Origin of the sequence: Fibrobacter sp. (assembly GCA_017503015.1) — a bacterium.
Taxonomy (GTDB): domain Bacteria; phylum Fibrobacterota; class Fibrobacteria; order Fibrobacterales; family Fibrobacteraceae; genus Fibrobacter.
On the sequence record JAFVTX010000070.1, the window covers coordinates 20,814 to 32,255 of the forward strand.

The 11,442-nt window shown below is 52.5% G+C and carries 9 protein-coding genes and 1 pseudogene; 8 read left to right on the plus strand and 2 right to left on the minus strand.

Features of this window, described 5'->3' with window-relative positions:
* Positions 1–185 precede the first annotated feature (185 nt).
* A complete protein-coding gene (locus tag IKB43_12250) occupies positions 186–1,244 on the plus strand; it encodes a hypothetical protein (protein MBR2470893.1) in 1,059 nt (352 codons plus the stop codon).
* 110 nt (positions 1,245–1,354) lie between these two features.
* Here the strand turns inward: IKB43_12250 and IKB43_12255 are convergent, their stop codons facing one another.
* A complete protein-coding gene (locus IKB43_12255; protein ID MBR2470894.1) occupies positions 1,355–2,233 on the minus strand; it encodes a DUF3078 domain-containing protein in 879 nt (292 codons plus the stop codon).
* Between the two features lie 72 nt (positions 2,234–2,305).
* Between IKB43_12255 and IKB43_12260 the strand changes: the two genes are divergently transcribed.
* Complete coding sequence (locus IKB43_12260; GenBank protein ID MBR2470895.1) at positions 2,306–2,833, plus strand: hypothetical protein; 528 nt, start codon at positions 2,306–2,308, stop codon at positions 2,831–2,833.
* Positions 2,834–2,966: 133 nt separating this feature from the next.
* Here the strand turns inward: IKB43_12260 and IKB43_12265 are convergent, their stop codons facing one another.
* Positions 2,967–3,962, minus strand: coding sequence for a tryptophan--tRNA ligase (locus IKB43_12265; protein ID MBR2470896.1), 996 nt, complete (start codon positions 3,960–3,962; stop codon positions 2,967–2,969).
* 209 nt (positions 3,963–4,171) lie between these two features.
* Between IKB43_12265 and IKB43_12270 the strand changes: the two genes are divergently transcribed.
* From IKB43_12270 to IKB43_12295, 6 genes and pseudogenes are all read left to right on the plus strand, one after another.
* A complete protein-coding gene (locus tag IKB43_12270) occupies positions 4,172–5,326 on the plus strand; it encodes an HRDC domain-containing protein (GenBank protein MBR2470897.1) in 1,155 nt (384 codons plus the stop codon).
* A gap of 3 nt (positions 5,327–5,329) precedes the next feature.
* Positions 5,330–5,914, plus strand: coding sequence for a 5-formyltetrahydrofolate cyclo-ligase (locus IKB43_12275; GenBank protein MBR2470898.1), 585 nt, complete (start codon positions 5,330–5,332; stop codon positions 5,912–5,914).
* Positions 5,915–6,006: 92 nt separating this feature from the next.
* A pseudogene (locus IKB43_12280) lies at positions 6,007–6,822 on the plus strand (RNA methyltransferase).
* Positions 6,823–6,863: 41 nt separating this feature from the next.
* On the plus strand, positions 6,864–8,585 hold the full coding sequence (locus IKB43_12285; GenBank protein ID MBR2470899.1) for an AAA family ATPase: 1,722 nt from the start codon (positions 6,864–6,866) through the stop codon (positions 8,583–8,585).
* Positions 8,586–8,656: 71 nt separating this feature from the next.
* Positions 8,657–9,916: a hypothetical protein gene (locus IKB43_12290; protein MBR2470900.1), complete on the plus strand. Its 1,260-nt coding sequence runs from the start codon at positions 8,657–8,659 to the stop codon at positions 9,914–9,916.
* A gap of 45 nt (positions 9,917–9,961) precedes the next feature.
* On the plus strand, positions 9,962–11,128 hold the full coding sequence (locus IKB43_12295) for a LysM peptidoglycan-binding domain-containing protein (protein ID MBR2470901.1): 1,167 nt from the start codon (positions 9,962–9,964) through the stop codon (positions 11,126–11,128).
* Positions 11,129–11,442 lie beyond the last annotated feature (314 nt).

Sequence of the window (11,442 nt, forward strand, 5' to 3'; positions counted from 1 at the left end):
AGTGTGAAATGTGAAGTGTGAAATTACGCTAGTGTCATCTTGAGCGAACCCTGGAGCTGCAGGCGACAGGGAGAGTCGAAAGATCTAGTAGATTCTTCGACTTCGTGCTTCGCACTCCGCTCAGAATGACACGGCACCTGTTTTCTCCCTAAATGTAACAAAATTCTTTTCTATACTTGTGTGGTATGAAGCTCATCCGTGGCATTATGGTCTGCCTGCTGCTCAGCATTTTTGCTCGAGCGCAAGACGAAAGTGCGCCGGAACATTTCCAGCGGTTCTCGGTCATGCCTGTAGTCGCCTACTCCGAAGAAACGGAACTGGAATACGGCGGGCTGTTGGTGCTGTTTTTCAAGCCCTTCGAAGGGAGCAGCCATGTTTCCACAATTGACCTGGTGGCCCTGGGCACTACCCGCAACCAGTACGGTTTCCGTCTGTCACCTAATTTTTGGCTCTTGGCAGACCAGGTGCACATTCCCTCCATATTCAGACTTTACAAATGGGAGTCTTCCCTCTTTGAACGAGGCAGCCGCGGAGACTTTGACGCCATCGGCACCTACGAACGGACCTATTTCAACGGATACGTTCCCATTGAACTGAGTTTCGGCATTCCAGACTGGCTGCCCTTCCGCTACGGACCCGTTCTTGATGGCGAAACCCGAAAGAACAAGCTGGGCGAAATCATTCCGGAAGGGAGCGAAGACGGCTGGTTCTTGGGGGGCGGCTACAGGCTGGTCCTGGACGAACGAGACAACCACAACTGGCCTACAAAAGGCTACTATACGGCCTTCGAAGAAATCTTTTACGGCGGAAACTTCCGTTTCCATACCGAAGAACTGGACCTTCGGTTCTACACGCCACTGTTCTGGAAAACATCCCTTGCCTTAGGAGCCTATTTCAAGCAAAGCAGGGGCAGCGACATTCCGGTAAGCTACCTTGCCGGTCCCGACGGTACAGACCGTTTTCGCGGTGTGGATTGCGGGGTCTGGAACGACAACCAGGCCATGATTTTCCAGATGGAATTCCGGAGACCCCTGTTCTGGCGGCTTGCGGGAACCATCTTCGGAGAAACATTCCAGTCCGGGCCCTATTTTAGCGAAATGCTCAAGCGGAAAATGCACTACTCCGTAGGTTTCGGAGGGCGTCTGGCCCTAAACAGGAGCGAAAAACTCCACGCCCGCGGAGACATTTCCCTCATCGACGGAAAGCACATCGGACTCACCATAGACCTGCGAGAAGCCTTCTAAAAAAGCGGCGGTCTCAACGAACAACAAGCGCCTGGTATTAACCAGGCGTGTTTACGAGAGTGAGCACCAGCCCTGCACTTGTGTCCAAAGTCTAGTGCGAACGGTCGTTATTAGAACCAACGCCAGGTGATTCCGAACAGGACCATGTTCTTATACTGGACATCCACGTCTTGGTCCTTGTCGTACACCATGTCGTAGCCAACCTGGAGTTCGATGAGCGGGGCGATAATCACGGCCAGAAGATTTTCCCACTTGGCGTCAATTTCATCCTTGCCCTTGAAGTTAGTAAAGGTCCACAAGCGAGTCTTGAAGCTCACAATGTCGGAGAGAGCGTACTTGAACTCGGTGATGGTTTCCATACCGGGTTCGTCCTTGACCTCTTCGATTTCGTCTTCGGTATCCGGATCGTCGGCATAGCCGTAGCCGTGAGAAATGGTCATGCGGTTTGCAAAGGCCACGCGCTGGCTAAAGTTGTCGTTGGGAATAAAAGCGATACCAACCATCTGAGTCAGATAGGCCGGATCCATGAAGCAAGAAACAGCGGTCTTAATTTCATCGCCAGTCTCTTCGTCTTCGCTATACGTGTAGCCCTTTAGGAACTGGGTCTCGTAACGGGCGCCAATATAGGGCTTGAGCATTTCCGTCATGTTGAAGTCCAGGGTGGATTCCCAGAAAATCTTATCTACGGATTTACGCTTACCCAAACCGTCAGTCCAAGTCTGCCCCAACTGCAGGTCAATCAGGTTACGCCAATTGGCCACGGACCACTTACCCTGCACATCGGCGTAATAGGTCACCAACCAAGTGTACATGGAAGTTCCGTCTTCTTGCCAGTTGCTAAACTGCATACGGGTGTACTTGACTCCGGCCACCACGTCGGCGGTCCAGTTTTCGGGCAGGGCGCCTTCGAACATGCCTCCTTCGGCATGGGCGGTAGTTGCAGAAGCCAAAGCGGCTAGACCAAACAAGATCAAAGATTTCAGTTTCATGGTATTTCCTCTCTATGTATAGAAAGATAGAACTTTTGCACTATTTTGCAATACCTTTACTATTATTAGAGTATGCTTTATGGGAGTTCCATTCGGCGGATTGCATTTACGCTAATCCTACTCGCCGGACTTTCTTTCGGGGACATTTCAACCGAAAATGCCCCCCTGCGCGCTATGGCGGGCGCCTCTATCGGCAGGCAAACGCCAATCATGGCAACTCTCGGCCTCGGGTACCAGAGTGCCATTCTATATGTAGAAGGCATGGGAGTCCACAAAGGCGACAATGACTTCTGGTGCGGCCTGCGAGGTACCATCGCCTGGACAATTTTTAGGGATACGCCCTTCAACCTGGACTTGGGTGTTGCCGGAGGCTACGAATATGCTCGGGCCCCAAACGGAATGCATCAAGCTTTGAATGAAGCCAATGGAAAAACCTTCGTTTTCCCCTACAATTACGAGGAATCCCTAGACATTGGCATAGAAATCCGAGCACACCTCTATGGCTTTTATAGTCAGGTGGGCTACCCACTCTACCATTTCCGCAAACACGACGAACCCACCCTCACCTGGAGGATGGGTTACATGGTAAGCATTTTTTAGAAGTCGCAATCTTCATCAAAGCCCAAGCAGTCAAATTCGTCTAGAAACAAGCAAGACCAAGAACGAGAACCGAAGCTGTAAAATAATACAGCGAGAGTTCTCGTGACGCCGTATTGCGAAGTTTATAGGCGAATTAGTAAGTTCCCAACAGGGAACGCACCTTCTCCATCATCGCCTTGGATTTTACGCGAGCTTTTTCCTTACCGTACGCGAGAATCTTGTCAATTTCTTCGGTGTGGTTCAGCAAGTAGAAGTACTTTTCGCGGGCGGCACCCAGGTGTTCTTCGAGAACATTCTGCAGTTCCTGCTTCGCATGACCCCAACCCATGCCACCTGCGCGGTAGCGAGCAGCCAAGGCTTCGGTCTGTTCTGGCGTTGCAAACAGCTTGTACAACTTGAACACGTTGCAAGTATCCGGATCCTTGGGTTCTTCGATGCCCTGGGAATTCGTCACAATCTTGCCAATTTTCTTCTTCAAGGCCTTGCTTTCCAGGAAGATGTCGATGACGTTGTCGTACGACTTACTCATCTTGCGACCGTCGAGGCCCGGGATAATTCCCGTGGTTTCCTGGAACACGGGTTCGGGAATGGTGAACACGTCTTCGCCAAAATGCTTGTTGAACTTGATGGCGATATCGCGGGCAAATTCCACGTGCTGCTTCTGGTCCTTTCCCACGGGCACGATGTCAGCGCTGAACATCAAAATGTCGGCGTCCATCAGGCACGGGTAGCAGTAAAGGCCCATGTTCACGTTGGCATCCGGATCTTCACCGGCGGCGTTGTTCGCCTCGACCTTCGCCTTGTAGGCGTGGGCACGGTTCATAAAGCCCTTCGGCGTAAAGCAGCTGAGCGCCCAGCTGAGTTCAAAAATTTCGGGAATGTCGCTCTGCTTGTAGAACAGGCCCTCTTCGGGGTTCAGGCCAAGGGCAAGCCAGGTTGCCGCAATCTTGTAGATGTTCGCACGCATTTCGGCACCGTTCTGCACGGTGGTGAGAGCGTGGTAGTCGGCGATAAAATAGACCGTATCGTAGGTCTTCGAAAGTTCAAGAGCGGGGCGGATGGCGCCCAGGTAGTTGCCTAAGTGCGGCGTGCCGGTGGGCTTGATGCCCGTGAGAGAAATTTTTTTCATGAGCACAAAGGTAGTATATTTTTATTAGGCCACCTCTAAAAATTGCTTTGATAAAAAGAATTTGAGCGAAACCGAGCGCAGGCAGGAACGAAAAGTGATGAATACTGGAGGTCTTTGCCACTTTGAGTGACGAAACTGCGCGATGTGTTGCAGCCAAATTTTTGAAAATGAATTTTTAGAGGTGGTCTTTTGTTACATTTCACCCTGCAATGCTCAAAGACGAGAAATACATACTGGTAGATAGCGAAGACAGCCTCGCAAACCTACTGGCCGACCTGGAACTTTACGACATGGCGGCGGTAGATACCGAAGCCGACTCCATGCACCATTACGAATCAAAACTCTGTCTGATACAGATTACCATTGGCGATCATCACTATATAGTGGACCCCCTCTGCGGGCTGGATATTTCCCGTCTTTTCAAGGCCAGGGCCATGCAGACCCTGATTTTTCACGGGGCGGACTACGACCTGCGGCTTTTGTGGCAGACCTTCGGTTTTTCTCCCAAGAAAATTTTTGACACCATGCTCGCTTCCAAGTTCCTGGGCGAGGAACACCTAGGACTTGCCGACCTTGTCCGCAAGTACTTTGGCGACGAACTGAAAAAAGAGAACCAGCGGGCGGACTGGTCCATACGGCCTCTACCTCTGGAAATGTGCGAATACGCCATCCACGATACCTTTTACCTGCACGAGCTGTGCGCCATCCTGGCCGGAAAACTGCAAGAGACTGGACGCCTGCAATGGCTTATGGAGCAATGCGACGCTCTAATAGAACATTCCAAAGAACAAGGTCACCCTAAAAAGGACCCCTGGAGGATTCCCGGTTCCAACGTTTTCCCGCCCTTGGGACTGAATATTTTGAAGCATGTGTGGGAATGGCGCGAAAAACAGGCCGAAGCCATGGACCGTCCTCCATACAAGGTCATGCCCGCCGAACTCATGCTTTCCATTGTCCGGCACGTGATGCGGGATTACCCAGACCTGAAACAAGAAAGGCTCCCCAGACTTCCCCGGAATTTCAGGGAAGAACGGCTGGATTCCTTCATGGCCATGCTTCAGCAGGCGATTGACACTCCCGAGGGCGAATGGCCCGAAAAGCTCCCCAGGTCGGCTCCCCCTGCGGTCATTCCCCATTCGGAACTGCTGGCCGCCCTGAAGCTCTGGCGAGACGAAAAGGCCGAACAGCTGAACCTGGACACATGCCTGGTGGCCAACAAGAACCAGCTGGTGTGGCTTGCCGTTCCAGGAGACACTCCCTGGGAAGCCCGGTACGAAAACGCCCACCTGCTGGGCTGGCAAAAAAAGGTGTGGAACCAGATTCTGCAAGAGCACCTGGACAAGGCCGAAAGGATAGGAGAATAACCAATGGCCGCTTCCATCGCTATTGCAATTCTTGTCATTCTCATATTCAGTTCCAGCGCCATCGTGGAACTGATCCAAAAGAAACGCCATGAAAAGACGGGAGAATCCATTATCAAGGAACCCTGGGTAGAAATCCACCAGATTCCTGGCTACCGGGACGCCCGAAAAGTGGCGGCCTTCTACCCTCTCAAGGGAGAACCCAATATTTTGCCCATCGTGCAGGAACTCTCCATGGAGGGCCGGCTTCTACTGCCCAAGGTGACGGGCGAAACCACCATGGAATTCTACCCCATCGAGAACCTGAAAAAAGATTTGGTTCAGGGGCACTTCGGCATCATGGAACCCCGCGAAGGAATCGCCCCCTGGGAAGGCCCCATCTCCGTATTCCTGGTTCCAGGAACAAAGTTCAACTGGGACGGGAGTAGGCAAGGCCACGGCAAGGGTTACTACGACCGGTACCTGGCCAAGTTCCCCAGCGCTTACAAGGCAGGTATTGCCACCCCGGCACAGATTTCCGACACACCCCTAGAGCAGAAACCGACGGACATCCAGATGAATTCCGTTATCGCCTGCAGAGAGAGGTATTGATTATGAATTTCGAGAACAACGACAAGAAATTTGAACGACGTAGCTTCGGAGAAGAACGACGTTTTTCTCAGGCAAATACGGCCCCCCCCCGTTTTGACAAGCCCCGCTTCAACCGCCCGCGCCCAGAAAACGTGGTCCGGGCTATCGGCGACAAGGACGCAGCACCCCAAGTTGCCGTCGGCGGCATTAAAGAAGTAGAAGCCCTACTCGAGAACGAGCCCCTGAAGGTCCATCGGGTGCTGTTCATGCACCAGTCTAAAAACCCAAAGCTCTACAGCCTGCAAAAACTGGCCAAAAAGGCCCACGTGCATGTGCAACAAGTGGATTCTAAAATTTTGGACTCTTACGCGCGGCCGAACCAGGGCGTGGTGGCCTTGATGAACGAAAAGGAACTGTTGGCCTGGGAAGACGTGCGGGAGGAATTTTTCAACGCCCGTGATACCGGCGAAAGAAAGCTTATCGCCGTAGCCACCAACATCGAAGACCCGCGAAACCTGGGAGCCTGCATCCGTAGCTGCCTCGCCCTGGGCGTGGACCTGTTCATGATTCCCGCAAAAGGCATGTGCGGAATTACGCCAAGCGTAGAGCGGACCTCTGCCGGAGCGCTGCAAAAAATGCGAATTTGCAGGCCCGACAACCTGGAAGGGGCCATCGGGGAGCTGAAACTGGCGGGTTACCAGATTCTGGGCCTCGATGCCGACACCGAGACGAACCTGGCCGGTTTCGACTTTGCTGACCATGCGGTCATTGCCGTAGGCGGCGAAGACGTGGGCCTTCCGCCCTTCGTGAAAAAACAGTGCGACGCCGTGCTCCGGATTCCCATGATGCCCGAAGCTCATTCCTACAACGCCTCCGTGGCCCTATCTTTGGGCCTGTACGAATACGCAAGGCTCCGCATCAAGAATTAATTATTTATTTTGGAAGGGATTGCAACTAAGAAGGACTCAATATGGAAAGCGCAAGAAAAATCGTCAACCAGTTTCTGAAAGGAAAATTCGAGGACAAGGACCTAAAGAGCGAACTGTATAAGGCCGCCGAAGCCGCCATGGAAGACGGCTGGACCTTTATGGACACCTCCTTCCAGATTGGAGGCCTTGCCCGTGAACGCGGCATGGCCGACGACGAAGTGGAACAGATTTTGCGCAGGGCCTTCTCCAGCGAAAAACGTTCTTCTGAACGGGAAGAAGCAAAGCCCGAACCCCACAGGGAAACCACCCAGGCGGCGGCACCGCCACAGACCACCATCATGCCGGCATTCACCACCAGCATGATTCCCATGGAACAGATGCTGGCCATGGGTCTTGATACCCAGTCCCTGGAACTGTTGCAGAACTTCAAGATTGACCCCGAAGCCCTGTCTATTCCATGGCCTGCCGCCGACTGGCGTAAGGACCTGGCCAAGCTTCTGGAAGCAACCTTCGAAGAAGACGAAACCATCGACTTCAAGATTTCGGACACTCCTACCGCCACATCGGAACTGGTGTCCAACATCGTGGGCCAGGACGATGCCATCAAGAAAATCATGAAGAGCTTGGACAGCCCCGAAGGAGCACTTATCTGCATCAACGCCACCAAGGGTGGCGAAGACGCCTCCGACGAGAGCTGGAAATATCGCTACGTAATGGTGGACAATCCCAAGATGACGCTAGCCAAGCAGCTGGCCTACTTTAAGGCGTTGAACCTTCCCTGCGCAGCCCTCATCAACACCGGCGCAAACTCCGTGCAGGCCTGGGTAAAGATTGGAGCCGACAACCAAGAGGAATACGACGAACGGGTCGATTTCCTGTTCAGCACCCTTGCCTCCCAAGGTTTCCAGGTAGATTCCAGCAACAGAAACCCAAGCATGATGGTCCGCATGCCGGGCGTGCTCCGTGGCGGAAAGCAGCAGTACTTGATCAGCTTGGAACAGGGTGCCAAGAACTTTGCCGAATGGAAACAGTGGGTGGAATACTCCCTAGACGGCAAGCCCCTCATCGAGCTTGCCAGCGACAGCGAAGAGGCCCCGAAAAAAGACGAAGTCTTAATCCAGAACATGCTCCAGGCCGGAGAATTCTTCTTGTTCACCGCTCCCCCGAAATGCGGGAAGTCCATGGCCCTGATGGACCTGGGACTTTCGCTTTGCTACGGTGAGGAATGGTTCGGAAACGCCACCACCATGAGCGATGTGCTGTTCATCAACTTCGAGCTTACCAAGTCCGTGTTCCTGAACCGCCTGTACCTGCTGGCCAACAAACGCGGGCTTCCCGCCAGCACCGGGAACTTCGGCTTCTTGAATCTGCGAGGAGTCGCCCTTTCTCCGCTGGAGACGGCACAGCTTATCGCAAAGCGCGTAGAAGGCGCGAAGAAGATGGGAAACCACAATTACCGTACCATCGTCATCGACCCCATTTCGGCGGTGTTCCACAACCCGAAAGCCATGCGCATTACCGGTGCCCCCCACCAGATTCTGATGCAGATGGTGGACACCATCATCGCCCTCACGGGCTGTGCCGTAGTGGCCGCCTGCAACAATGACGAATACCCCTACCTGGAATCCCGTGCCGACAGCGTGCTGAAACTCACGCCGGTAGAAGGCGGCCTGAACCAGTTCCAGATCAACGGCTCCTTCAGGGAATTCCCGAAACTCCTGGCTAGGGACTGCTCCTGGATCTATCCGAGATTCTGGGTGTAACAGGTGAGAGGTCGCAACTTCGTTGCTTTGAGGTATGAGCTCGGGCCTTCGGCCCTTTGAGTAGGTAAGTGATGAATCGTTTTACAAGAAAAAGTGTATCCAAAAACCATCAGCAAAAGCAAGAGCCTTCCAAGGTCGAAAAGCCAATTGTCCGCAGGGCGGCAAGTTTTGAAGACATCCAGAAGCAGTTCAGTTCCTGGACTAGCGACATGAGAATCCCCGGAAAAGTCCAGGCCTGGTTTACCGCAGAGGCAAAGCCCGAAAATTCCGACTGGAAAATCTACAACAAGCTCATAAACGGTCACGAAAGCCTGCTGTTGGATGCTCCCGCAAAGGGGATGGACACTCCCGAAGTTGTCACGCAGATTTTTGAACAAATCAAGAAAGAACACCTGCGCAATTTCCGCAAGGCCATCCGAACCATTTGGTTCAGGGCCTGCGGCAATGGAAACTTCGCCCTAGTAGTGCAGGCAAACCTCCGCGGCAAAAATTCCGCCCACGAATGCAAGACCTTCGTTGACTTTCTGGAGCGTTCCTGCCCCGAAATCATCAGCTGCCACCAAATCCAGTGCCAGCCCTTTGTGCCCTTTGACCCCACCGTACATCAAAGCACCCGCATCGAGTCCAGGTGCAATTTCGGCAAGGACTTTATGCCTCTAGGCGATTCCGGCTTCTGCATGCACGTGCTGGACTGGGCCCCCCGCATCAAGGACGCCTGGCTAAAGCTCCCGGAAAAAATAGCAAGCGCCATCCACCCTGCAAAAGGCGACAAGTTCTTTGAATTCTACTCGGGTTCGAGTTTTGTGGCCGCCTCCCTTTCCCCGCTGTTTGCCCAAGTAGAAAGCCAGGACTGCCGCGAAACATCCATGGAATCCTGCCGCCAGAACAGCCGCCTCGCCCCGCAAGACAACATGCGGTTCCATAGGGGGTTCTTTGACCCGGGATTTCTCACCAAGTTCTTTTCCAAGTCCGAAAATGACGGGCGGTGGACATTCTATTTCAACCTGCCCGAAGGAGAACCCCTGCCGGCAGGTTCCGTCGAAACCATCGCCGGGGTCAGGCCGGAGCGAATCTTGATCGAAACTGCCGACCTGGAACAGGCCCAAAAAATCATCAAGCAGTTCAGGAACCAGGGGTACGTCCTTCGCAAATCCATTCCTCTCTACCTGGAACCCGGCCGTGGGAAATTCGAAATTTTGGCCATTTTTGTGCCGGACCGGGTGGGGCTTCTTGGAGGAAAAAGGCAAAAACCTGCCCAAAATCCCATAAAACCCGCCCATAAAACACTTTTTGTGCAAAAAGCCCCTACTTTTAGGCAAAGAAAAGATTAAATTATTACATAACTTGTTCACGTTCAAAGAGTTACAAGGATTACTATGGGATTTTTGAAAACTGCGACTTTGTGCCTCGGTCTGGGAGTGCTGGTTGCGTCTGCCTATATCGTCAAGGAAGGCGACACCCTCTGGGACCTGAGTGACGAATTCCTGAACGACCCCTTCGCCTGGCCCGACCTGTGGGAAAACAACAGGCATATCCAGGACCCCCACTGGATTTATCCAGGTGACTCCATCTACTTCGGGGACAGCACCCGAGAAGAACCTGTAGCGATCCCCACCACCCAGAACCGCTACCCTTGCGGCGGCGCCATCGCCGACACCAACCTCCCTAAGGGCGTTTCCGCCGTAGGTTGCGACCAAGGCGATGCACGGAACGGCGACTTCGAAAACATGTTGGGTGACCTGCGCAACCGCGACAAGCGCCCCAAGAAAACAAAAAAAGACGATGTATACTATTACAATAAACGTCCCGCACCCAAGATTTTTAATGGTTATTACCAGATTCTCGCCCCAGAGATTTACGATGTTGACGCCCTGAAAAAAGACGAAACATTCTTTTCTATCCGCTCTGGAGAACGCAAAGAACCGATTCTCCATATTCCTGAAATGGAAGTGGTGGTTGGAGTCGGAAAAAAGACCGACATCAAGGCAAAAAAAGGTGATCTTGTGGAGATTCTTGACGCCCGGGCCATCGAGGTTCCCGGCACTCACGGAAAGAGTTTTGACACCTACGCCATGCTCAGACTTTCGGGTATTGCAAAAATCACAGCCGTTGGCGACACACTGTCCCGCGCCCAAATTGTGCAAAGCTTCAGAGAAATCAAGATCAACCAGTCTAAGGCCCGCATGAAAAAACAGCCCAAGGTTTTAGATGTAAAAGGTTACGGCAAAGAACAGGAAGCCGACATTGCGGAAATGGCCACCATACGTTACGCCATGGATCCCATGTTGATTATTGGAGCATATTCTTATGTACTCATCGACAAGGGTAAAGAAGACAAATTCAAAACCGGCGATGCCATTGCCATCTGGGAAGAAGACAAGTCAGACGAAAGCATTCCGCCTCGACTCCTAGGACGGGGTATCATTGCCCGAGCTGCAGATCACGAAGCCGCCGTACTAATACGCGAAATCTATTCCAACAACCGCCGTGTGGAAATGGGACACAAAGTTTCCGTCACCCATAGAGCACAATTAGCCAAGTGACAAAGACTCTAATAGCGATATCGGCCCTGGCCTTTTCATTGGTCACCTTACTAATGGGGACCAGCGTTCTCATATTGTTGTTCCCCAGCATTTCGTCGCACCTCCCCTTCTAGATTTAGGAGGTGACGGCTGAGAATCTCACGCAACAACCTCCTGTTCTTCGGCTTTTTTGCTGGAGCCATCGTTTTGCCGATGGCAATTCTTTCGTATTTGAGTTTTCGTAACATTCAAAACGAAAATTACCTTATCCAAAAGAACTTTGACGAAAACAGAATCTCGCTGCAAAAAGAACTGGAAGACGCTCTTGAAAAGGA

Coding starts and splice junctions, on each gene's coding strand:
- IKB43_12250 (MBR2470893.1), top strand. CDS start 186: ATGAAGCTCATCCGTGGCATTATGGTCTGCCTGCTGCTCAGCATTTTT.
- IKB43_12255 (MBR2470894.1), bottom strand. CDS start 2,233: ATGAAACTGAAATCTTTGATCTTGTTTGGTCTAGCCGCTTTGGCTTCT.
- IKB43_12260 (MBR2470895.1), top strand. CDS start 2,306: ATGCTTTATGGGAGTTCCATTCGGCGGATTGCATTTACGCTAATCCTA.
- IKB43_12265 (MBR2470896.1), bottom strand. CDS start 3,962: ATGAAAAAAATTTCTCTCACGGGCATCAAGCCCACCGGCACGCCGCAC.
- IKB43_12270 (MBR2470897.1), top strand. CDS start 4,172: ATGCTCAAAGACGAGAAATACATACTGGTAGATAGCGAAGACAGCCTC.
- IKB43_12275 (MBR2470898.1), top strand. CDS start 5,330: ATGGCCGCTTCCATCGCTATTGCAATTCTTGTCATTCTCATATTCAGT.
- IKB43_12285 (MBR2470899.1), top strand. CDS start 6,864: ATGGAAAGCGCAAGAAAAATCGTCAACCAGTTTCTGAAAGGAAAATTC.
- IKB43_12290 (MBR2470900.1), top strand. CDS start 8,657: ATGAATCGTTTTACAAGAAAAAGTGTATCCAAAAACCATCAGCAAAAG.
- IKB43_12295 (MBR2470901.1), top strand. CDS start 9,962: ATGGGATTTTTGAAAACTGCGACTTTGTGCCTCGGTCTGGGAGTGCTG.